This window comes from Nocardiopsis sp. LDBS1602 (assembly GCF_035818715.1).
Lineage (GTDB): Bacteria > Actinomycetota > Actinomycetes > Streptosporangiales > Streptosporangiaceae > Nocardiopsis > Nocardiopsis alba.
This window is the reverse complement of the sequence record NZ_JAYLVW010000001.1, coordinates 1,363,002-1,385,000: the sequence shown is the minus strand read 5'-3', so window position 1 is coordinate 1,385,000 and position 21,999 is coordinate 1,363,002. Positions and strand designations below refer to the sequence as shown.

General features: G+C 69.0%; 18 protein-coding genes. 15 read left to right on the top strand and 3 right to left on the bottom strand.

Going from position 1 to position 21,999, the window contains the following annotated elements:
- The first annotated feature begins 2 nt into the window (after window positions 1-2).
- The 3 genes from U9J66_RS06325 to U9J66_RS06315 are packed head-to-tail and all read left to right on the top strand — an operon-like array spanning window position 3 to window position 2,710.
- A complete protein-coding gene (locus tag U9J66_RS06325) occupies window positions 3-992 on the top strand; it encodes a branched-chain amino acid ABC transporter permease (RefSeq protein WP_161111565.1) in 990 nt (329 codons plus the stop codon).
- Window positions 982-1,857: an ABC transporter ATP-binding protein gene (locus tag U9J66_RS06320; RefSeq protein WP_026124909.1), complete on the top strand. Its 876-nt coding sequence runs from the start codon at window positions 982-984 to the stop codon at window positions 1,855-1,857. The genes U9J66_RS06325 and U9J66_RS06320 overlap by 11 nt, the downstream gene beginning before the upstream one ends.
- Window positions 1,850-2,710, top strand: a complete 861-nt coding sequence (locus tag U9J66_RS06315) for an ABC transporter ATP-binding protein (RefSeq protein WP_026124908.1) — start codon at window positions 1,850-1,852, stop codon at window positions 2,708-2,710. The genes U9J66_RS06320 and U9J66_RS06315 overlap by 8 nt, the downstream gene beginning before the upstream one ends.
- A gap of 74 nt (window positions 2,711-2,784) precedes the next feature.
- Here the strand turns inward: U9J66_RS06315 and U9J66_RS06310 are convergent, their stop codons facing one another.
- The 3 genes from U9J66_RS06310 to U9J66_RS06300 all read right to left on the bottom strand — a co-directional run bounded on the left by U9J66_RS06310 (window position 2,785) and on the right by U9J66_RS06300 (window position 6,219).
- A complete protein-coding gene (locus tag U9J66_RS06310; RefSeq protein WP_017534039.1) occupies window positions 2,785-4,008 on the bottom strand; it encodes an ABC transporter substrate-binding protein in 1,224 nt (407 codons plus the stop codon).
- A gap of 172 nt (window positions 4,009-4,180) precedes the next feature.
- Window positions 4,181-5,404: an ABC transporter substrate-binding protein gene (locus U9J66_RS06305; RefSeq protein WP_026124907.1), complete on the bottom strand. Its 1,224-nt coding sequence runs from the start codon at window positions 5,402-5,404 to the stop codon at window positions 4,181-4,183.
- Window positions 5,405-5,775: 371 nt separating this feature from the next.
- The gene (locus U9J66_RS06300; protein ID WP_017534037.1) at window positions 5,776-6,219 is read right to left on the bottom strand and encodes a PaaI family thioesterase; all 444 of its coding nucleotides are present in this window, start codon (window positions 6,217-6,219) and stop codon (window positions 5,776-5,778) included.
- Between the two features lie 117 nt (window positions 6,220-6,336).
- On the opposite strand from U9J66_RS06300, the gene polA reads away from it, so the two are divergent.
- From polA to U9J66_RS06240, 12 genes are all read left to right on the top strand, one after another.
- On the top strand, window positions 6,337-9,099 hold the full coding sequence (gene polA / locus U9J66_RS06295; RefSeq protein WP_326337284.1) for a DNA polymerase I: 2,763 nt from the start codon (window positions 6,337-6,339) through the stop codon (window positions 9,097-9,099).
- Window positions 9,100-9,146: 47 nt separating this feature from the next.
- Complete coding sequence (arfB, locus tag U9J66_RS06290) at window positions 9,147-9,590, top strand: alternative ribosome rescue aminoacyl-tRNA hydrolase ArfB (RefSeq protein ID WP_017534035.1); 444 nt, start codon at window positions 9,147-9,149, stop codon at window positions 9,588-9,590.
- Window positions 9,591-10,034: 444 nt separating this feature from the next.
- The gene (rpsA, locus tag U9J66_RS06285; protein ID WP_014912405.1) at window positions 10,035-11,528 is read left to right on the top strand and encodes a 30S ribosomal protein S1; all 1,494 of its coding nucleotides are present in this window, start codon (window positions 10,035-10,037) and stop codon (window positions 11,526-11,528) included.
- Between the two features lie 169 nt (window positions 11,529-11,697).
- Complete coding sequence (locus tag U9J66_RS06280; RefSeq protein ID WP_017534034.1) at window positions 11,698-12,192, top strand: GNAT family N-acetyltransferase; 495 nt, start codon at window positions 11,698-11,700, stop codon at window positions 12,190-12,192.
- Window positions 12,193-12,241: 49 nt separating this feature from the next.
- Window positions 12,242-12,844, top strand: a complete 603-nt coding sequence (coaE, locus tag U9J66_RS06275) for a dephospho-CoA kinase (RefSeq protein WP_017534033.1) — start codon at window positions 12,242-12,244, stop codon at window positions 12,842-12,844.
- Between the two features lie 140 nt (window positions 12,845-12,984).
- Window positions 12,985-15,078, top strand: coding sequence for an excinuclease ABC subunit UvrB (uvrB, locus tag U9J66_RS06270; protein ID WP_014912246.1), 2,094 nt, complete (start codon window positions 12,985-12,987; stop codon window positions 15,076-15,078).
- Window positions 15,079-15,241: 163 nt separating this feature from the next.
- The gene (locus U9J66_RS06265; RefSeq protein ID WP_017534032.1) at window positions 15,242-15,721 is read left to right on the top strand and encodes a DUF3060 domain-containing protein; all 480 of its coding nucleotides are present in this window, start codon (window positions 15,242-15,244) and stop codon (window positions 15,719-15,721) included.
- 336 nt (window positions 15,722-16,057) lie between these two features.
- Window positions 16,058-17,053, top strand: coding sequence for a GNAT family N-acetyltransferase (locus tag U9J66_RS06260; RefSeq protein WP_014911540.1), 996 nt, complete (start codon window positions 16,058-16,060; stop codon window positions 17,051-17,053).
- A gap of 92 nt (window positions 17,054-17,145) precedes the next feature.
- Complete coding sequence (locus U9J66_RS06255) at window positions 17,146-18,069, top strand: hydroxymethylglutaryl-CoA lyase (RefSeq protein WP_326337283.1); 924 nt, start codon at window positions 17,146-17,148, stop codon at window positions 18,067-18,069.
- Window positions 18,070-18,383: 314 nt separating this feature from the next.
- A complete protein-coding gene (locus U9J66_RS06250; protein ID WP_014910226.1) occupies window positions 18,384-20,024 on the top strand; it encodes a CTP synthase in 1,641 nt (546 codons plus the stop codon).
- 44 nt (window positions 20,025-20,068) lie between these two features.
- Window positions 20,069-20,737, top strand: coding sequence for an NUDIX domain-containing protein (locus U9J66_RS06245; protein WP_161111570.1), 669 nt, complete (start codon window positions 20,069-20,071; stop codon window positions 20,735-20,737).
- Window positions 20,738-20,751: 14 nt separating this feature from the next.
- Entirely contained in the window at window positions 20,752-21,789 is a 1,038-nt protein-coding gene (locus U9J66_RS06240) for a site-specific tyrosine recombinase XerD (protein WP_326337282.1), read from the top strand.
- The last annotated feature ends 210 nt before the right edge of the window (window positions 21,790-21,999 follow it).

Genomic DNA, 21,999 nt, shown 5'->3' with positions numbered 1-21,999 from the left:
CGATGGATATTCTCATGATCCTCGCCGAGGCCGCCCGATCCGCGGTGGGTCCGATCGCCGCGATCTACGCGCTGGCGGCGGTCGGTCTGAACATGCACTTCGGGTACACGGGGTTGCTGAACTTCGGCCAGGTCGGCTTCATGCTGGTGGGCGCCTATGGCGTCGGCATCAGCGTGGCGGTCTTCGGTCTGCCGGTGTCGGTCGGGTTCCTGGTGGGTCTGGCCTGTGCCGTGGTGTTGGCGTTGCTGTTGGGTATTCCGACGCTGCGGTTGCGGGCGGACTACCTGTCGATCACGACGATCGCGGCGGCGGAGGTGCTGCGTCTTGTGTACCGGGCGGGTTTCGCCGAGCCGGTGACCAATGGCGTGTACGGGTTGCAGAACCTGTCGTCGGGGTTTCGCGCGGTGAATCCGTTCGACGGGGGCGCGCGGTACGGCTTCGGTTCGTTCGTGTTCACGGGCAACCAGCTGTGGTTGATGACGGTGGCGTGGGGCCTGGTGGGTCTGGCCGTGTTGTTGACCTGGTTGTTGATCCACAGCCCGTGGGGGCGTGTGATCAAGGGCATCCGTGAGGACGAGGACGCGGTGCGCAGCCTCGGTAAGAACGTGTTCGCCTACAAGATGCAGGCGTTGGTCCTGGGCGGTCTGCTGGGTGCTCTGGCGGGCGCGATGCTCGCGATGCACCAGGGGGCGATCCAGCCGGACCAGTTCAAGCCGCAGGTGACGTTCTTCCTGTGGGTGATCCTGCTGTTGGGCGGCGCGGGTCGTGTGTTCGGTCCGATTCTCGGTTCGATGGCGTTCTGGTTCTTGATGAGTTTCACCGACGGGCTCTTGAGGTGGATGGGGCGCGAGGGTTGGTTGCCCTTCCTGTCGGGTCCGGACTTCGGTGCGATCCAGTTGGCCTTCGCCGGTGTGATGTTGGTGCTGTTGATCGTCTTCCGTCCGCAGGGGCTCATCGGCGACCGCAAGGAGATGTTGGTCAATGTCAAGTGACGAGGTGAACGGTTCCGCGGCGGTCGTCGACCGGATGGCGGGGGCGCTGCCCGAGCCGGGGTCGGCCAAGTCGGATCCGATTCTGGTGGTCGACGGTGTGAAGCGTTCCTTCGGCGGTCTGACCGCGGTGGACGTGGAGCATCTGGAGGTCCAGCGGGGCACGATCACGGCGTTGATCGGGCCGAACGGCGCGGGCAAGTCGACGTGCTTCAACCTGTTGACCGGGTTCGACCGGGTCGACTCGGGTCGGTGGACGTTCGAGGGGAGGTCGATCAACGGCAAGCGGGGTCACCAGGTGGCCCGGGCCGGGATGGTGCGGACCTTCCAGTTGACCAAGGCGCTGACGCGTCTGTCGGTGCTCGACAACATGTTGTTGGGAGCGCAGGGGCAGACGGGCGAGCGGATGGGGGGCGCGTTCCTGCGCTCCGTGTGGGGTCGGCAGGAGAAGGTCAACACCGAGCGTGCTCTGGACCTGTTGGAACGCTTCAAGCTGATCGACAAGCGTCGGGACATGGCCGGGGCGTTGTCGGGTGGTCAGCGCAAGCTGCTGGAGATGGCGCGCGCGTTGATGACCGATCCGAGCATGATCATGCTCGACGAGCCGATGGCGGGGGTGAACCCGGCGTTGGTGCAGTCGTTGTTGCACCACATCACGTCGTTGCGCGACGAGGGCAAGACGGTCCTGTTCGTGGAGCACGACATGGACGTGATCATGGGGATCAGCGACTGGATCGTGGTGTTGGCGCAGGGGCGGGTGATCGCGGAGGGTCGTCCTTCGGACATCCGGTCGAACCAGCAGGTGATCGACGCCTACCTGGGTGCCCAGGAGGTCGAGGACGAGGGCTCGGTGAGTGGCGATGAGTGAGGGCAATGGGGCCTCGGGTTCCGGGCCGGAGGAGGTTCCGGTCGAGGCGGCGGAGGCGTCCGCCGTCCAGGAGCACCGTGAGGAGCTTCTGGAGCAGGCGGAGGCCGCCGCGGTGGAGGTGGGCGGTCCGGAGGATTACCTGCTTCTGGCCAGGGACATGGTGGCCGGCTACGTGCCCGGGGTGAACATCCTCAACGGGTGCACCCTGACGCTCACCGAGGGCGAGGTCGTGGCGATCATCGGGCCGAACGGCGCGGGCAAGTCGACGTTGATCAAGACGATCTTCGGTCTGATCCCGGTGCGCGAGGGCTCGTTGACGCTGCGGGGTTCGAGTATCGCCGGGTTGCCGGCGCACAGCCTGGTGGAGCGGGGCGTGGGTTACGTTCCGCAGACGCGGAACGTGTTCCCCTCCCTGACGATCGAGGAGAACCTGCAGATGGGGGCGTTCCTGCGTCCTCGGACGTTCTCGGAGCGGTTCGCGGTGGTCTCGGAGTTGTTCCCGTTGTTGGGGGAGCGGCGTCGGGCGAAGGCCGGGTCCCTGTCGGGCGGTGAGCGTCAGATGGTGGCGATGGGTCGGGCGTTGATGATGAACCCGTCGGTGCTGTTGTTGGACGAGCCGACGGCGGGGTTGTCGCCGATCTATCAGGAGGAGGTCTTCCAGCGGGTCAAGGAGGTCAACTCCACGGGTGTCTCGGTGATCATGGTGGAGCAGAACGCCCGGCGGTGTCTACAGATCTGTGATCGTGGATACGTCCTGGATCAGGGGCGTAACGCCTATACGGGTTCGGGGCGGGATCTGTTGAACGATCCGAACGTGATCGAGTTGTACCTGGGGACGCTCGCCAAGGGGTGATCCGGTGGTACGAGGAGGGGGTGGGCCCGCGGGCCCACCCCCTCTCTTCGTTCCTCGCGCGGTGCGCCCGTCGGTCAGTGGCCGTCGGCGCTGTAGTCGACGTAGTCGAGGATCTCGTAGCCGTCGGGGCCGAAGTGGAAGACCTCGAAGGTGGCGGAGGTGGGGTCGCCGTTGTCGTCGAAGTCGATGTCTCCGCTGACGCCCTGGTAGTCGATGCTCTGCCCCTCGGCGAGCAGATCGCGGCATTCGGCGAAGGCGGTGCACTCGGTGCCGTCGGGGCGGCTGATCTCGGGGAGGTGTTCGACGTATTCCTCGGGCGAGGTGGAGCCGGCGGATTCGGCGGCCAGGGCGATGGCGGTGACGCAGTCGTAGACCTGGGGCGCGAACTGGAAGACGTCGAGTTCGGGGGCGAAGGCGCGGAGTCCTTCGTTGAACTCGGGGTTGTCGGCGCTGGGCGCGACCCCGGTGGTGCCTTCGATGAGGCCGGGGGCGTCCACGGTGATGGTCTCGGCGAGGCCGGGGTCGTTGAGGCCGTCGGTGAGGTAGAACCGCTCGCCCCCGATGTCGCTTTCGAGGAGCGCCGCCATGACCTGGGCGCCCTCTTCGAAGGAGATGAGGGCGACGGCGTCGGGGGCGGCCTCGACGATGCCGCCGACGACGGCGCCGAAGTTGGTGCTGTCGGGATCGTAGGTCTCGGTGAGGACGACGTCGATGTCGAGGGCGCGGAGTTCCTCTTCGACGGTGGTGAGGTAGCCGGTGCCGTAGCCGTCGGCGCGGGCGACGACGGCGACGGAGGTGTTGCCGTCGTCGGCGATGCGCCGGGCGAGGACGGGGCCGGCCATGAGGTCGCTGGGGGCGGTGCGGAAGAAACGGCCGTCGTCGTCGATGTCGGTCAGGTCGGGGGCGGTGCTGGAGCCGGAGCACTGGACGATGCCGGCTCCGGTGACGGTGTCGTAGGTGGCCTGGCTCATGGCGGAGGAGGCGGCGCCGATGACGGCGTTGACGTCGTCGCTCACGAGGCCGTTCGCGGCCTCGTCGGCCCGGGTATTGTCACCGCCCTCGTCGGCCCGGACGGGTGGGGGGACCTCGGCGCCGAGGATGCCGCCGGCCTCGTTGATCTCGGAGATGGCGTATTCGGCGGCGGCGATCTGGGCGGGGCCGAGGAAGGACAGGGATCCGGTCTGGGGATAGAGGATCCCGTAGGTGAAGGTGTCCTCGGTGTCCCCGGTGAGGGAGCAGGAGGCGAGTACGAGGGCGAGGGCCGCTGTGGACAGTGCCAGGGCTGGTCGGGTCGTCATGGGGGTCCGTTCGAGTGGGGTTCCTGGGTCGTGTGGCGGTCAGGCGGGGTGGGGGACGACCGTGTCCGGGGGATGACAGCCGTACGGGGGTGCGGGGCGGGGCCCCGCACCCCCGATGGGCGCGTCTGGGTGTCGCTGGTGGTCTCACCTCGGGGGCGTTACGCCCGGGAGGTCACTCCTCGGAGGAGTACTCCTCGTAGCCGAGGACCTCGTGGCCGTCGGGGCCGTAGTGGAAGACCTCGAAGGTGGCGGAGGTGGGGTCGCCGTTGTCGTCGAAGTCGATGTTGCCGCTGACGCCCTGGTAGTCGATCTTCTCGTCGTTCTCCAAGAGGTCGCGGCATTCGGCGAAGGTGCCGCACTCGGTGCCGTCGGGGCGGCTGATCTCGGGGAGGTGCTCGACGTAGTCGGCCGGGGAGGTGGAGCCGGCGGACTCGGCGGCCAGGGCGATGGCGGTGACGCAGTCGTAGACCTGGGGCGCGAACTGGAAGACGTCCAGGTCGGGCGCGGATTCGCGGAGTCCTTCGTTGAACTCGGGGTTGTCCGCACCGGGGGCCACACCGGTGATGCCCTCGACGACGCTGGGGTCGTTCTCGTTGACGGTGGTGCCCAGGTCGGGGTCGTTGAGGCCGTCGGTGATGTAGAGCTGGTCGCCTTCGAGGCCGCTCTCCAGGAGCTCGGCGACGACCTGGGCGCCCTCTTCGAAGGAGATGAGGGCGACGGCGTCGGGCTCCTCACTGCTCACGGCGTTGATGACGGAGTCGAAGCTGGTGGCGTCGGGGTCGTAGGTCTCGGTGAGGACGACCTCGGCTCCCAGGCCCTCGAGCTCGTCCTTGACCGCGCCGAGGTAGCCGTTGCCGTAGTCGTCGGCGCGGGCGACGATGCCGACGCTGAGCTGGTTGTTCTCGACGATCTTGCGGGCCAGCACGGGGCCGGACATCAGGTCGCTGGGCGCGGTGCGGAAGAAGTAGCCGCCGTCGTCGATGTCGGTCAGGTCGGGGGCGGTGTTGGATCCCGAGCACTGGACGATCTCGGCACCGGTGATGGTGTCGTAGGTGGCCTGGGTCATGCCGGAGGCCGCCGCGCCGATGACGGCGTTGACGTTGCTGTTGACGAGGCTGTTGGCGGCCTCGTTGGCCTGGGCGCCGTCGCCGGCCTCGTCACCCTCGACGATCGCGGGGACCTCGGCGCCGAGGATGCCGCCGGCCTCGTTGATCTCGGAGATGGCGTATTCGGCGGCGGCGATCTGGGGCGGGCCGAGGAAGGCGAGGGCACCGGTCTGGGGGTAGAGGATCCCGAAGGTGAACTCGTCACCTCCGTCGCCGTTGCCACACGCGGTCAGCCCCAGTACCAGGGCCGCGGTCGCGGCGGTGAATCCTAGGACCTTCTTGCTTGCCATGATCGTGGTCGCTCCGTTCAACCGGCGTCGCACGGCCTGGGTCGGGGGGTGGCCGTGCCGATGGTGAGGATGTGTTCTGATGCCCTTGATGTGTGGCATGGCTTAATCAGGAACTTTAGGGGAGCTTAATCACGTAAGTTCGGCTTCGGGAAGTGTGGGGGAGTGGTTGCGTCCTACTCGCCTCCGTGCCGTTATGAAGCTGTGGTCATCGGGTACTCGGTGCCACGTCGTGCCTCCTGAGGGTGCGGCCCGGGCGGCGGGCGTGTTCTCGTGGCACTCCGTCCATATGCGAGAAGGCCCGCCCCGGGCGGTGGCGCTCTTGCCGGGGCGGGCCTTCGGTAGTCGTTCTGGGGTTGTTCGTGAAGTCGGGCTCAGGTTCCCTGGGGGGCGCCGTTCGGCTTGTCCCGCAGCATGCAGGTCAGGCGGGAGGTGCAGACCTTGCGTCCCTGGTCGTCGGTGATGACGATCTCCCAGGTGGACAGGGTCCGGCCCAGGTGGACGGGGGTGGCGACACCGGTGACGTGGCCTTCGACCGCGGAGCGGTGGTGGGTGGCGTTGATCTCGATGCCCACGGCGACGCGGTCGAAGCCGTGGGCGTGGATGCTGGAGCCGATCGAGCCCAGCGACTCGGCCAGGACGCAGGAGGCGCCTCCGTGCAGGAGCCCGAAGGGCTGGCGGTTGCCCTCCACCGGCATACGGCCCACGACACGCTCGGCCGTGGCCTCGGTGATCTCGATGCCCATCGTCTCGCCCAGGCCCGCGGAGAGGGCGCCGGACTCCAGTAGATCCCGCAGTTCCCCGGCGTCTGTACTCATGATGGTGCCTTTCGATCCGCTCAGGTGGTCCCTTACCCGGTCGAACCGGCCGGGGTCGGGTGGTGTTCTCGTGGTGATGGCCTCGGAGTGTCCGCGGCGCATCCTAAGATCTCACCTGTGGTGACCAAGCGAGAGACCCCCGAACAGACAGCCCCGACCGCCGGTGGGCGTCCCCGCCTGCTCCTTCTGGACGGCCACTCGATGGCCTTCCGTGCCTTCTTCGCGCTGCCGGTGGAGAAGTTCGGGACCAGTACCGGGCAATCGACCAACGCCGTGTACGGGTTCGCCTCCATGCTGGTGAAGCTCTTGCGCGATGAGGAGCCCACCCATGTGGCGGTGGCCTGGGACCTGTCCGGTCCCACCTTCCGGGACGAGGAGTACGACGGTTACAAGGGGGGCCGGTCCGAGACCCCGCCGGAGTTCCCCTCCCAGGTTCCGCTCACCCAGGACCTGATGCGGATGATCGGGGTGACCAACCTGTCCGCGCCCGGCTTCGAGGCCGACGACGTCATCGCGACGTTGGCGCACCAGGGTTGCGAGGCGGGGATGGAGGTGCTGATCGCCTCGGGCGACCGGGACGCCTTCCAGCTCGTCACCGAGGACTGCACGGTCCTCTACCCGGGCAAGAGCCTGTCCGACCTGCGCCGGATGGACCCCGAGGCGGTCCAGGACAAGTACGGGGTGCCGCCCGAGCGCTACCGCGACCTGGCCGCCCTGGTGGGGGAGAAGGCCGACAACCTTCCGGGCGTGCCCGGGGTCGGCCCCAAGACCGCGGCCAAGTGGATCACGAAGTTCGGTTCCCTGGAGGCGCTGGTCGAGCGCGCGGACGAGGTGACCGGCAAGGCCGGGCAGAACTTCCGCGACCACCTGGCCGACGTCCTGCGCAACCAGCGGCTCAACAAGCTGGTCACCGAGGTGCCGCTGGAGTCGGACGTGCGGGACCTGGGTCTGGGCGAGACGGACCGGGCCGGCGTGGACGCGCTCTTCGACAACCTGGAGTTCGCCTCCAACCTGCGCGAGCGGCTGTACGCGGTGGTGCGCACCGGCGACGACGGCCGTGAGGGGGCCGAGGACGGCGCGGACGTCGCCGGTTTCGACGTGGACGTGACCGTGGCCGAGACCGGCCGGGTGGCCGACTGGCTCACCGAGCACGCCTCGGCGGACGGTGTCACCGGGGCGGCCCCCGCCGGGATCGCCCTGGAGGGCACCTGGGGGCAGGGCACCGGCCGTGTGGACGGGCTCGCGGTGACGGTCGCGGGCGGTGCCTCGCTGTTCGTGGACCCCACCCTTCTGGACGCCTCCGACCATGAGGCTCTGGCGGCCTTCCTGGCCGACCCCGCGCGGCCCAAGGTGGTGCACGAGTACAAGGGCGCGCTGTTGGCCCTGGGAGCGCACGGCTGGGAACTGGGCGGGGTGGTCAGCGACACCGCGTTGGCCGCTTACCTGGTCCAGCCCGGGCAGCGCCGGTTCGACCTGCTCGACCTGTGCCGTAAGTACCTGGGTCTGGAGCTGGAGGAGAAGGACGACGGCGCCCAGCTCTCCCTGGACCTGGGCGAGGAGGTCGAGAACGGGCGCGGACACGGGCTCGCGGTGCGGGCCGCCGCCGTCCGCGACCTGGCCGTGGTGCTCTCCGCCGAGCTGGACCGTCGTGGGGGCGAACATCTGCTGCGCGAGGTCGAGCTGCCGCTGGTGGACGTGCTGGCCAGGATGGAGCGGGCCGGTATCGCCGCGGACCGTCCCTACCTGGAGGAGCTCCAGGGCGAGTTCGCCGCGGCAGGGCGCGCGGCGGTGGCCCGGGCGCACGAGATCGTGGGGCGTGAGTTCAACCTGGGCTCGCCCAAGCAGTTGCAGCAGGTGCTCTTCGAGGACCTGGGGCTGCCCCGGACCAAGAAGATCAAGACGGGGTACACCACCGACGCGGACGCGTTGGCGTGGCTGGCGACCCAGAGCGACAACGAACTGCCGGGGGTGCTGCTGCACCACCGCGACCAGACCAAGCTGCGGACCACGGTCGAGGGTCTGATCAAGACGATCGCCGACGACGACCGCATCCACACGACCTTCAACCAGACGGTGGCGGCGACCGGCCGGCTCAGCTCGACCGACCCCAACCTCCAGAACATCCCGATCCGCACCGACGTGGGGCGTCGTATCCGGCGGGCGTTCGTGGTGGGCCCGGGCTACCAGGAGCTGTTGACGGCCGACTACAGCCAGATCGAATTGCGGATCATGGCGCATCTGTCCGGTGAGCAGGCGTTGATCGACGCCTTCAACAGCGGCTACGACTTCCACGCGCACATGGCGGCGCAGGTGTTCGACATCGACGTGGAGGAGGTCGACGGGGAGGCGCGTTCCCGGATCAAGGCGATGAGCTACGGGTTGGCCTACGGGCTGAGCGCCTACGGTCTCTCCCAGCAGTTGGGGATCGCCCCTGACGAGGCCAAGAAGCTCATGGAGGACTACTTCGCCAGCTTCGGCGGGGTGCGCGACTACCTCCACGAGGTGGTGGAGCAGGCACGCAAGGTCGGCTACACCGAGACGATCCTGGGCCGGCGGCGTTACCTGCCCGACCTGACCAGCGACAACCGTCAGCGGCGGGAGATGGCCGAGCGGATGGCGCTCAACGCGCCGATCCAGGGTTCGGCGGCCGACATCATCAAGGTGGCGATGCTCCAGGTGGACGCGGCGCTCACCGAGGGCGGGCACGCCTCCCGGGTGCTGTTGCAGGTGCACGACGAACTCGTGGTGGAGGTCGCTCCGGGCGAGCGTGAGGCGGTCGAAAACCTCGTGACGCACGAGATGGGCACGGCCTATGATCTGCGTGTTCCGCTGGGTGTCTCGGTCGGCAGCGGGCAGAACTGGCATGACGCCGCGCACTGAGGGCGCTCCGGGGCCCGGTCGGCGCGGGTAGGAGAGGAGCGGGAACGGTGACGGGAAGCGACGAGACCACGAAGGGTCTGGCCGTGGGGCCGGTGACCGTTCCCGCCGAGGAGTTGAGGTGGCGTTTCTCCCGGTCCTCGGGGCCGGGCGGACAACACGTCAACACCTCCGACACCCGGGTGTCGCTCTCCTTGGACGTGGCCTCCTGCCGGGCCCTGGGGACCACCCGCAGGGCCCGGGCCCTGGAACGTCTCGAAGGGCGCCTGGTCGACGGGGTGCTGACGGTGTCGGCGCAGAGTCACCGTTCCCAGACGCGCAACCGGGTGGAGGCCAGGGAGCGGATGGCCCGCCTTCTGGAGGAGGCGATCGCGCCTCCGCCGCCGGAGCGTCGTAGCCGTCGGCCCAGCAGGGCCGCGAAGCGGCGACGTGTGGACGCCAAGAGACGTCGGGGCGAGGTCAAGCGCTCGCGTTCACGTCCTCCGATGGACTGAGAGGCTCGTCGATCCGGGGGATTCGTGATTTTTCGGAGGAATCCTCACGGTCGCCGCGAAGGGGTGTTCTTCGAGGGGCGACATCGGGTGGCGCGCCTGGTCGGAGGGTCGGCGTGGCCCGGTTGAACTTCCCCTCGGGGCTCGGGTAAATTGCGTCCATCATGGCCTTCGCCGGGTTGGCGTTCCCGGGTTCCGATTGACCAGGACGCCCATGTCTCATATTCTGGCCTCAGTGTTGTGGGTTCGTGCGTGCGTCTGTCGTCTCCGTAGGGGGCGAAGGGTTGCACCGCATCGGTCACCACTCTGGACCCGGTAGTCGGCGGTCACGGACGGCTCGTTCCGTACATGTGGCCCTGCTTCTTGCATCTGGACGACGGATCGACCAGCCCGAACCCACGACGTGCCCATTTTCTGAACCTGTCCGTATCCGGAGTCCACCCACAAATGACGAGCAGCACCGAGGCCACCTCGACACCCCAGGTAGCGGTCAACGACATCGGGTCCGAGGAAGCCTTCCTCGCGGCGATCGACGAGACCATCAAGTACTTCAACGACGGTGACATTGTCGAGGGCACCATCGTGAAGGTCGATCGAGACGAGGTCTTGCTCGACATCGGCTACAAGACCGAGGGTGTGATTCCCTCTCGGGAACTGTCGATCAAGCACGACGTCGACCCCGGTGAGGTCGTTGCCGTCGGCGACCAGGTCGAAGCCCTCGTTCTCCAGAAGGAGGACAAGGAAGGCCGTCTGATCCTGTCCAAGAAGCGCGCTCAGTACGAGCGGGCCTGGGGCACGATCGAGAAGATCAAGGAAGAGGACGGCGTCGTCACCGGCACCGTCATCGAGGTCGTCAAGGGTGGTCTCATCCTCGACATCGGCCTGCGCGGCTTCCTGCCCGCCTCCCTGGTCGAGATGCGCCGTGTCCGCGACCTCCAGCCCTACGTGGGCCGTGAGCTCGAGGCCAAGATCATCGAGCTGGACAAGAACCGCAACAACGTGGTCCTGTCCCGCCGTGCCTGGCTCGAGCAGACCCAGTCCGAGGTTCGCCAGACGTTCCTCAACACCCTCCAGAAGGGTCAGATCCGCAAGGGCGTCGTCTCCTCGATCGTCAACTTCGGTGCCTTCGTGGACCTGGGTGGCGTCGACGGTCTGGTGCACGTCTCCGAGCTCTCCTGGAAGCACATCGACCACCCGAGCGAGGTCGTCGAGGTCGGCCAGGAGGTCACCGTCGAGGTTCTCGACGTGGACATGGAGCGCGAGCGCGTCTCCCTGTCGCTCAAGGCGACCCAGGAAGACCCGTGGCAGCAGTTCGCCCGGACCCACCAGATCGGCCAGGTCGTTCCCGGCAAGGTCACCAAGCTGGTTCCGTTCGGTGCGTTCGTGCGCGTCGAGGAGGGCATCGAGGGTCTGGTCCACATCTCCGAGCTGGCCGAGCGCCACGTCGAGGTGCCGGAGCAGGTCGTCCAGGTCGGCACCGAGATCTTCGTCAAGATCATCGACATCGACCTCGACCGTCGTCGCATCAGCCTCTCGCTGAAGCAGGCCAACGAGGCCGTCTCGCCCGACCAGGTGGACTTCGACCCCACCCTGTACGGCATGGCCGCGGACTACGACGAGCAGGGCAACTACAAGTACCCCGAGGGCTTCGACCCCGAGAGCGGCGAGTGGCTCGAGGGCTTCGAGGCTCAGCGGGACGAGTGGGAGCGCAGCTACGCCGAGGCGCAGGCTCGCTTCGAGGCTCACCGCAAGCAGGTCGAGGAGGCCCGCGCGGCCGAGGACGCCGCCGCCAACGCTCCCCTCCCCGAGGAGGAGGAAGAGTACACCGGTGGCGGTCAGACCGGTTCGACCGGCTCCGACAGCGGCAGCAGCGGTGCCCTGGCCTCCGACGAGGCCCTGGCCGCTCTGCGCGAGAAGCTGGCGGGTGGTGGCGAGTCCTGATCGACTCGTCCATCGGGCGCGAGCCCGAGTGACACTCTGACGAGGGGCCGTCTCCACCATGTGTGGGGGCGGCCCTTCGCCGTGTCCGCGAATCCTCTGCGTATCGCCTCCGGCCGCCCTAGGGTGCCAGGAGGGGTCCTCGAGAGGCGGGGGCCGTCGAGGAGGCGACGTGTTCGACATCCACCAGGCCGGTCCCGACGACGCGGGGGAGATCTTCACCCTCCAGCGCGCCGCCTACGTCGACGAGGCGCAGGCGTACGGGGATCCGTTCATCCTGCCGCTCACCGAGGGCCTGAGCCGGATCGAGACGCTTCTGGCCGACGAGGGGGCTCTGGTGCTCAAGGCGGTGGTCGGTGCCCGTGTGGTCGGGGCGGTGCGGGCCGGGGTCACCGATACCACGGGGGTCGTGGGCCGGTTGGTGGTCGCCCCGGATCTGCGACGTCGTGGGATCGCCCGGGCGCTGCTCTCCCGGGTCGAGGAGGAGTTGCGCGAGCGACGGCCGGATCTGGCGGCGTTGACGCTGTTCACCGGTGCGCAGAGCGCGAAGGAGCAGCGGCTCTACCGTGAGGTGGGGTACGCCGAGACGCACCGGGAGAGGGTGGCCGACCATCTGGTGATGGTGCACATGCGCAAGGAGTTGAGCGCGGTGGGAGCGGCGCTGTGAGGGGGAGCCGCGGCGTGTGCCTCCGGTGCCCATGGCCTAGGGTGCAGCCATGCTGAAAGTGGGACTCACCGGCGGTATCGGTTCGGGTAAGAGCGCGGTCTCCGCGGCGTTGGCCTCCTTCGGCGCGGTGGTCATCGACGCGGACGCCATCGCCCGCGAGGTCGTGGAACCGGGCACGCCCGGGTTGGCGGAGATCGTCGCCGAGTTCGGTGCGGGGGTGCTCACCCCGGAGGGGCGGTTGGACCGTCCCCGGTTGGGGGAGTTGGTGTTCGCCGACGAGGAGCGGTTGGAACGGCTCAACGCGATCGTCCATCCGAAGGTGGCCGAGCGCAGTGGCCGCCTGATGGAACAGGCTCTGGACTCCGACGCCGAGGTCGTGGTCTACGACGTGCCGCTGCTGGTCGAGAACGGCCTGGAGTCGCTGTACGACGTGGTGGTCGTGGTGGACACCCCCGACGAGACGCGGGTGGAGCGGGTGGCCCGGGACCGGGGGATGCCTCCCGAGCAGGTCCGCGCCAGGATCGCGTCCCAGGCCGACCGGGAGACCCGTCTGGCCTCGGCCGACCTGGTGGTGGACAACTCCGGGAGCCGTGAGGACCTGGAACGCCGGGTCGAGGAGCTGTGGAACGAACTCCTGCGCAGAGCCGCCTAGATCTCACGTGTTCCCAGGGGCCGCGGCGCGACGCGGCCGGACTTCCATCGGCCGGGATGTCACCGGGGGTCGGTAGCGTTGGAGGGAGAGGGGACGGGCGGCTCGGGTCGGCCTGTGGTTCGACGGGAGATTGAGGGCTAGTGAGACCGGTCAGCGACATTGAACGCAGTGAGGCCCCCTTCGAGGTCGTCTCGGAGATGACCCCGGCGGGGGACCAGCCGCACGCGATCGAGGAGATCTCCAGGCGGGTCAGGGCGGGCGATCCGCACACGGTGCTGCTGGGCGCCACCGGTACGGGTAAGACGGCGACGGTGGCCTGGACGGTGGAGCGGCTCCAGCGGCCCACGCTGGTCATCCAGCCGAACAAGACGCTCGCCGCGCAGTTCGCCAACGAGCTCCGGCAGATGCTGCCGAACAACGCGGTCGAGTACTTCGTCTCGTACTACGACTACTACCAGCCCGAGGCCTACGTCCCGCAGAGCGATACCTACATCGAGAAGGACTCGTCGATCAACGACGAGGTGGAGCGGCTCCGGCACTCGGCCACCAACTCGCTGCTGACCCGGCGGGACACGATCGTGGTGGCGTCGGTGTCGTGCATCTACGGTCTGGGCACCCCGCAGGAGTACGTGGACCGGATGGCGCGGTTGGAGGTCGGCATGGAGGTCGACCGCGACGACCTGCTGCGCCGTCTGGTGGAGATGCAGTACTCGCGCAACGACATGGCGTTCACCCGGGGGACGTTCCGGGTGCGCGGGGACACCATCGAGATCATCCCGGTCTACGAGGAACTGGCGATCCGCATCGAGATGTTCGGTGACGAGATCGAACGTCTGCTGACGTTGCACCCGCTGACCGGTGAGGTGCTGGGCGAGAGCGACGCGATGTTCATCTTCCCCGCCTCGCACTACGTCGCGGGCGAGGAGCGCACCGAACGGGCGATCGCCTCGATCGAGGCGGAGCTGGGCGAGCGGCTCACCGAGCTGGAGGGTCAGGGGAGGCTGCTGGAGGCCCAACGTCTGAGGATGCGCACCACCCACGACCTGGAGATGATGCGTCAGCTGGGGACCTGCTCGGGGATCGAGAACTACTCGCGGCACTTCGACGGCCGCGATCCCGGAAGCGCGCCCAACACGCTCCTGGACTACTTCCCCGAGGACTTCCTCCTGGTCCTGGACGAGTCGCACGTGACCGTGCCGCAGATCGGCGCGATGTACGAGGGGGACGCCGCGCGTAAGCGGACCCTGGTGGACCACGGGTTCCGACTCCCCTCGGCGTTGGACAACCGTCCGTTGAAGTGGGAGGAGTTCACCGGACGGATCGGGCAGTCGGTGTACCTGTCGGCGACGCCCGGCAAGTACGAGCTGCGGCAGAGCGGCGGCGATGTGGTCGAGCAGGTCATCCGGCCGACCGGCCTGGTGGACCCGGAGGTGCTGGTCAAACCCACGGACGGGCAGATCGACGATCTGGTGCACGAGATCCGGGAGCGGGCCGAGCGATCCGAGCGGGTGCTGGTCACCACGCTCACCAAGAAGATGGCGGAGGACCTCACCGACTACTTCGCCGAGTTGGGGATCAGGGTCCGGTACCTGCACAGCGAGGTGGACACCCTGCGCCGGGTGGAGCTGCTGCGCGAGTTGCGGGTGGGCGAGTTCGACGTGCTGGTCGGGATCAACCTGCTGCGTGAGGGGTTGGACCTGCCGGAAGTGTCGCTGGTGGCGATCCTGGACGCCGACAAGGAGGGCTTCCTGCGTTCGGAGACCTCCCTGATCCAGACGATCGGTCGCGCGGCCCGTAACGTGTCCGGTCAGGTGCACATGTACGCGGACCGGGTGACGGACTCGATGAGCGCGGCGATCGAGGAGACCAACCGGCGCCGGGACAAGCAGTTGGCCTACAACGCCGAGCACGGGATCGACCCGACCCCGTTGCGCAAGCAGATCGCCGACATCCTGGACACCTTGAACCGGGAGGACGTGGACACCGAGGAGCTGATGTCGACCGGCTACCGCCAGGGGGCCAAGGCGACGAAGGCCCCGGTCCCGGCTCTGGGCGAGAAGGCGGACGTGGCGAACATGCCGCGCGCGGAGCTGGCCGGACTCATCGAGCAGTTGAGCGAACAGATGCACCAGGCCGCGACCGACCTGCGGTTCGAGCTGGCGGCCCGGCTCCGCGACGAGATCGGCGAGTTGAAGCGCGAGCTGCGCGGTATGGACGCCGCGGGGATGAGCTGAGCGGACGTTTCCGGGTGGGAGGGGCTTTCAGGAGTTCCTCCCACATCCCCGACCCTGTCTCGAAAAGAGAACGATCACAGAACTCTTGGGTCGCATAGTTACCTTCACGTGACATAGTCTTGGGCCTTGTCCCGGACCTATGTCGCGATTATCGGTTTTTGCTATGGGGGAGTTCATGGGTGGTCGAGTTCTTCGACTCGTGGGCGGCGCTGCGCTGCTCGGTTCCCTGGTCGTCGGCTGTGGGGTGGAGCAGGCGGCCCCCGACGAGGTCGACCCGGGTTCCGGACGCACCCATGCCGTGGACGAGGGGCGGGGATCGACCGATGAGGACCGCGAGCGGGAGCCGGAGGGCAACGTCGTCGACGACGAGGTGATCCTGGTGGTCGACGACGAGGCCGACGTCCACGAGGACTGCGAACATCGCAAGGTCGTCGTCTCCGCCGACAACGCCAAGGTGGTGCTGGACGGCGAGTGCGGTCTGGTGCGCGCCAGCGGTCGTGGTTCGGTGGTCGAGGTGGGCAGCGCCGAGAAGATCGTGTTGGTGGGGGTGGACAACAAGGTCTCCTTCGCCGGAGGCGACCCCGTGGTGGTCAACCACGGCCGTAACACCACCGTCACCGAGGGCGGCGACGCCGGTATCTGAACCCCCTCGCCCTCCACCCCGGGCGGACTCCGAAACCCCTATGTGGCAGGCGCTCGCGCTCTCGTACGCACCGCCCCGCCCTCGGTGGGCGGGCCATGATCCGTTACCGTGGAGCGCGTCCACCCGCACTCGTGTGAGGCGCCACGGAGGGCGGGATGGTCCGTACCATCGGTACGGTTCCCCGTTTTCGCGTATCGGTGCCAGGATGAGGCGGTACGGTCGTTCCGTCCCCACCGCGCCGATACGTCCGCGTGGTGGGCACGATGATCATGGGCGCCGCGGCCAGGCCGCGGCCGTGGGTGTTCGCTTGGCAAGGACCCGCTAGGGGAGGGGTGGATGAGCGGTTACGTCGCGCGGGTGCGACACGACGAGTCTCCCGGGGGCGACGTCGGACTCGACCCGTTGGTGCGTTCGGCCGCCCGACGCTGGGCCGACGCCGATCCCCTGTTGCCCGAACCCGTGGGCTTCGCCCCCAACTCCTACCCCCTCCTGACCGTCAGCGACGAGGACGGCCACCCCGTGGCGGCGGGCAGTATGCACTACACCTGGTACCAGCCGGGCGAGGTCGGCCGGATATGGGGCGTCCCCGACCAGCACTGGTTGACCCCCATCGTCGGTGGCCCCGAACCGGCGCGGGCCCTGGACTCCCTGCTCACCAGCTGGCGCGACCAGCTGGAGGACCTGCCCACCGGCACCGGGTCGGAGTCGGCCGCCCTGGTCAGCTGGCCGGCCCGGGACGTGGAGGGGATCATCCCGCTGCAACGTCACGGCCTCCAGCCCTACACGGTGCTCGCGGCCCGGCAACGGCGTCGCGGGGTGCCGCCGTCGCTGCCTCCGCGCGACGTGACGATCCGCCTGGCCGACATCAGCGACCTGACCCAGGTGGTGGGGTTGCTGATGGAGGAGCACCGGTACGAGCAGCACTTCGGCGGGGTCTTCCTCCAGCCCGACACCGCCGAGCAGACCCGTAAGGTCTCGGCGCGGGCGCTGAACCGTTCGCGTTCGTGGATCTGGTTGGCCGAGCGCCGGGGACGCGCGGTCGGTCTGCTGTGGGTGTCCCCGCCCGAGCGTTCCCGTTGGGCGAGGTCCCTGGTGCGCGCCCGCCCGATCGCGCACATCGGCTACGCGGTGGTGACCGCCGCCGAGCGTGGCCACGGGATCGGTACGGCTCTGGTCAGTCAGGCGCATCAGGCCCTGGACAGTCACGGGGTGGCGGTGTCGGTGCTCAACTACGCGGAGATGAACCCGCTCTCGGGGCCGTTCTGGCACCGGATGGGCTACCGCCCGGTGTGGACGACCTGGGAGGTCCGCCCCGCCCTCGCCCTGCGCTGAACACGACGGTGGGGAGCCCCGGTGACGTGGCTCTCGACCGGCCTCCACTAGCCTGGGCGCGATAACGCGATGGGGCGGGAGAGGTGGTTGTGATGGCCGCGGACGATCGTGGGCCCGAGGGCGGCGAACAGGTGGAGATCGTGGAGGTGGGTCCGCGCGACGGCCTCCAGAACGAGTCCACCGTGCTGTCGGTCGAGGACCGAATCCGGTTGATCGACCGGGCGGTCTCCGCCGGGGTCCGGCGGATCGAGGCGGTCAGCTTCGTCAACCCCAAGCGGGTACCACAGATGGCCGGGGCCGAGGAGATCATGGCCGGGGTCGACCGGGGGGCGGGGGCCTCCTTCATCGGCCTGGCCCTCAACCGTCGTGGCCTGGACCGGGCCCTGGCGGCCGGGGTCTCCGAGATCAACGTGGCGGTGCCGGCCACCGACGGCTTCAGCGTCCGCAACCAGGGGGCCACCGTCGACGAGATGCTCGACTCCCTGGCCGACATGGACCGGGTCCTGGAGGGCACCGGGGTGCCGTTGAGCGTCACGATCTCCACCGCCTTCGGCTGCCCCTTCGACGGCGAGGTCTCGACGGAACGGGTGCGCGAGGTGGCGCGGCGCGTCGCCGACACGAGCGCCGTGGAGATCGCGCTGGCCGACACCATCGGCGTGGGCGTGCCCTTCCAGGTCCGTGAGCTGACGAGGGCGGTCGGAGAGGTCGCCCCCGGGCGGACGCTGCGCTGCCACTTCCACAACACCCGGAACACGGGCTACGCCAACGCCCTGGCCGCCGTGGAGGAGGGCGTCCGCGTGCTGGACTCCAGCCTGGGCGGTTTCGGGGGCTGCCCCTTCGCACCCGCCGCGACCGGCAACATCGCCACCGAGGACCTGCTCTACCTGCTGCACCGGAGCGGGATGCGCACGGGGATCGGCCTGTCCGAGGCCGCGGCGCTGGGCGACTGGATGGGGGAGCGGCTCGGTAAGACCCCGCCCGCCTACCTGGGACGCGCCGGCGGATTCCCCGCCTGACCGAGGGATCGCCGCCCCGGCCGTGAACGATCCGGGGCGGTCTCCGACTGTTGCCTTCGCCACCCGTCCGGTGCGCGAGGGAACGTGAACGCCCTGTCCGTCGGGCTTGCCGAGGGCCGCGCGAAGGAGCCCGGGGAACAGCCGAGACCCGGAGGGCGTTCCCGGGTGTGGGCGAACGGGGGGCCTGTTATCCTGGTGCCCCGTGGAGTCCGACGTGCTGGAACGGCCCTCGCCGCCGCTCGGACCCGGACCGCCGCACGGCCTCTCGGCTCGTTCGAGCCCGCCGTAGCCAATCACACCACGGGAGCAACACTTTGGCATCCGCCGCGAGTACCAAGCACCTTTTCGTTACCGGCGGCGTCGCCTCCAGTCTCGGCAAGGGCCTGACCGCCTCCAGCCTGGGTCGACTCCTGAAGTCGCGAGGCCTGCGGGTCACCATGCAGAAGCTGGACCCCTACCTCAACGTTGACCCGGGGACCATGAACCCCTTCCAGCACGGTGAGGTCTTCGTCACCGACGACGGTGCCGAGACCGACCTGGACGTGGGCCACTACGAGCGTTTCCTCGACGTGGAGCTGTCCGCGTCGGCCAACGTCACGACCGGTCAGATCTACTCCAGTGTCATCGCCAAGGAGCGCCAGGGCGCCTACCTGGGCGACACCGTGCAGGTCATCCCGCACATCACCAACGAGATCAAGTCGCGTATCTACGCGATGGACGCCCCCGACGTCGACATCGTCATCACCGAGATCGGCGGCACGGTCGGCGACATCGAGTCGCAGCCGTTCCTGGAGGCCGTCCGTCAGATCCGGCACGAGATCGGCCGGGAGAACTGCTTCTTCCTGCACGTGTCGCTCATCCCCTTCCTCGGCCCGTCCGGCGAGATGAAGACGAAGCCGACCCAGCACTCGGTCGCCGCCCTGCGCAGCATCGGTATCCAGCCCGACGCCATCGTGTGCCGTTCGGACCGGCCCATCACCCAGAGCCTGAAGTCCAAGATCAGCCTCATGTGCGACGTGGACGAGTCCGGTGTGGTCTCCACCCCCGACGCCCCCTCCATCTACGACATCCCCAAGGTGCTGCACCGTGAGGGCCTGGACGCCTACGTCGTCCGTCGGCTGGGCATGCCGTTCCGCGACGTGGACTGGACGGAGTGGGACGAGCTGCTGCGCCGCGTGCACCAGCCCGACCACGAGGTCACCATCGCCATGGTCGGCAAGTACATCGACCTGCCCGACGCCTACCTGTCGGTCAGCGAGGCGTTGCGCGCCGGCGGTTTCGCCACCGACACGCGGGTGAACATCCGCTGGGTGGCCAGCGACAACTGCGCCAGCCCCTCGGGTGCGGCCGCCGAGCTCGACGGAGCCGACGGCATCCTCATCCCCGGTGGTTTCGGGGTGCGCGGTATCGAGGGCAAGCTCGGCGCCATCCGCTACGCGCGTGAGAACAAGGTGCCGCTGCTCGGCATCTGCCTCGGTCTTCAGGGTCTGGTCATCGAGTACGCCCGCAACGTGCTCGGCCTGGAGGGCGCCAACAGCACCGAGTTCGACGACAAGGCCGTCGACCCGGTGATCGCGACCATGGCCGACCAGCAGGACGTGGTCTCCGGTGACCGCGACATGGGCGGCACCATGCGGCTGGGTCTGTACCCGGCCGACCTGGGCGAGGGCACCCTGGCCCGGGAGCTCTACGACGGTCGGGCGCAGGTCTCCGAGCGTCACCGGCACCGTTTCGAGGTCAACAACGCCTACCGTTCCAGGCTGGAGGAGGCGGGTCTGGTGTTCTCCGGGCTCTCCCCCGATGGCAAGCTGGTGGAGTACGTGGAACTGCCCCGGGACGCCCACCCGTTCTTCATCGCGACGCAGGCGCACCCGGAGCTGCGGTCCCGCCCGACCAACGCCAACCCGCTCTTCCGCGGGTTGATCTCCGCCGCGCTGGAGCACCAGGAGCCCTAGCGAGCGGAACCGACGGGTGGGGCCCGGTCTTTGAGAGGGGCCGTATGGCCGACCAGACCCGTCGGATCGAGAACGAGACGTCGGGGGCGTACGCGCGGGTCGCGGACGCCCCCGAGTCATGGCCGGTGGAGCGTTCCGAGGAGCGCTACCGCGGGCCCAAGTGCGGGATGCGCACCGACTGGGTGGAGATGCCCGGGGCCGGCGGCGAGGGGCGGACCGTGGCCGCCCGCGACTACATGGACCACCCCGGGGCCGCGGCGATCGTGGCCTTGGACGATCAGGGCCGGGTTCTACTTCAGCGCCAGTACCGGCACCCCACGGGGCACACCCTGTGGGAGCTGCCGGCGGGCGTCCTCGACGCGGAGGGCGAGGGGCCGTTGGCCACCGCGCGTCGTGAACTGGTGGAGGAGGCCGGTCTGAGGGCCGCCACCTGGCATCGGCTGCCCGCCTTCTTCCCCAGCACCGGTTTCTCCAACGAGCGGATCCACATCTTCCTGGCCCGGGACCTGTCCGAGGTGCCGGAGGAGGAGATCGACTTCGTGCGCGAGCACGAGGAGACCGACCTGGCCTCGGAGTGGTTGCCGTTGGAGGAGGCGGTGCGCGCCGTGCTCGCCGATCGACTCCACAACGGTGCCACGCTCATCGGTGTCCTGGCCGCCCACGCCGCCTCCGGGGACGGGTTCGCCGCCCTGCCCGAGGCCTCCGACGACTGACGGGAAGGGGACGGGTGATCGACCCCGGAGAGGGCGGGGCGGACGTCGAGGGCCCGAACGGCTCGGCCGAAGGGGCGGAGCGTGGGCCGCTGGAGCGGGCGCGCGCCGCCTTTCTCGACCATCTGAGCGCCGAGCGCGCGTTGGCCGGTAACACTCTCGCCGCGTACCGGCGTGATCTGCGCCGTTACATCGACCATCTGGAGGAGAGCGGCGTCGACGACCTGGGCGGGGTGACACCGGCACGGGTGGGACGCTTCCTCTCGGTGTTGCGCGAGGGCGACGAGGAGCACGGGCCGTTGAGCGCGGCCTCGGCCGGGCGCACCCTGGCGGCGGTGCGGGGCCTGCACCGGTTCGCCGTGCGGGAGGGCTGGGCGGCGGAGGACCCCGCCGTCGAGGTGACTCCGCCGTCGACGCCGATGCGCCTGCCCAAGGCCGTCCCGTTGGAGGTGGTCGAAGGGTTGTTGGAGGCGGCGGGGCCCGAGGAGGCCCCCGCCTCGGACCAGCGCCCCGACCTGTTGGCCCTGCGCGACCGTGCCCTGTTGGAGCTGCTCTACGGTACGGGGGCCCGGATCTCGGAGGCGGTCGGTCTGGACGTGGACGACGTCGCCGACGCGGTCGACGCCGGAGATCGGGTCGGGCTGGTGCGTTTCCGAGGTAAGGGCGAGCGTGAACGTCTGGTGCCGTTGGGCTCGCACGCCCGTCGCGCGCTCGGCGGGTACCTGACCCGGGCCCGGCCGACCCTGGCCGCTTCCGGCCGCGGTGGGCCGGCGTTGTTCGTCAACGCGCGGGGTGGGAGGCTGACCCGGCAGGGCGGGTGGGCGCTGCTGTCGGCGGTGGCCGAACGGGCCGGTGTGGAGGGGATCTCTCCGCACACCCTGCGGCACTCCTTCGCCACCCACCTGCTCGACGGCGGGGCCGACATCCGGGTGGTCCAGGAGCTGCTGGGGCACAGTTCGGTCACCACCACCCAGGTCTACACGCTGGTGACCGTGGAGAGGCTGCGTGAGGTGTACGCCTCAAGCCATCCGCGTGCGCGACGGGCGGCCCGGTGACACGGGGCGTGCGGCGGTCCGAGGGCGTCCGGGCGGAGGGGAGGCGGCTTCGCGCGGGGCGGGGCAGGGGTGTCCGGTGTGTACTCTTCTCCTACGAGATGGAAGGGCGTACGCGTCCGAACACCCTCGGTCCGCACGGTGAGGAATACTCGTCGGATCATGTTGAAGTGCGCCGTGTCGCCGTTCTAGAGTCGCCGCACGAAGGTACGT

Coding starts and splice junctions, on each gene's coding strand:
- rpsA (WP_014912405.1), top strand. CDS start 10,035: ATGACGAGCAGCACCGAGGCCACCTCGACACCCCAGGTAGCGGTCAAC.
- U9J66_RS06255 (WP_326337283.1), top strand. CDS start 17,146: ATGGCCGCGGACGATCGTGGGCCCGAGGGCGGCGAACAGGTGGAGATC.
- U9J66_RS06245 (WP_161111570.1), top strand. CDS start 20,069: ATGGCCGACCAGACCCGTCGGATCGAGAACGAGACGTCGGGGGCGTAC.
- U9J66_RS06260 (WP_014911540.1), top strand. CDS start 16,058: ATGAGCGGTTACGTCGCGCGGGTGCGACACGACGAGTCTCCCGGGGGC.
- U9J66_RS06300 (WP_017534037.1), bottom strand. CDS start 6,219: ATGAGTACAGACGCCGGGGAACTGCGGGATCTACTGGAGTCCGGCGCC.
- coaE (WP_017534033.1), top strand. CDS start 12,242: ATGCTGAAAGTGGGACTCACCGGCGGTATCGGTTCGGGTAAGAGCGCG.
- U9J66_RS06315 (WP_026124908.1), top strand. CDS start 1,850: ATGAGTGAGGGCAATGGGGCCTCGGGTTCCGGGCCGGAGGAGGTTCCG.
- U9J66_RS06310 (WP_017534039.1), bottom strand. CDS start 4,008: ATGACGACCCGACCAGCCCTGGCACTGTCCACAGCGGCCCTCGCCCTC.
- U9J66_RS06265 (WP_017534032.1), top strand. CDS start 15,242: ATGGGGGAGTTCATGGGTGGTCGAGTTCTTCGACTCGTGGGCGGCGCT.
- U9J66_RS06325 (WP_161111565.1), top strand. CDS start 3: ATGGATATTCTCATGATCCTCGCCGAGGCCGCCCGATCCGCGGTGGGT.
- U9J66_RS06305 (WP_026124907.1), bottom strand. CDS start 5,404: ATGGCAAGCAAGAAGGTCCTAGGATTCACCGCCGCGACCGCGGCCCTG.
- U9J66_RS06320 (WP_026124909.1), top strand. CDS start 982: ATGTCAAGTGACGAGGTGAACGGTTCCGCGGCGGTCGTCGACCGGATG.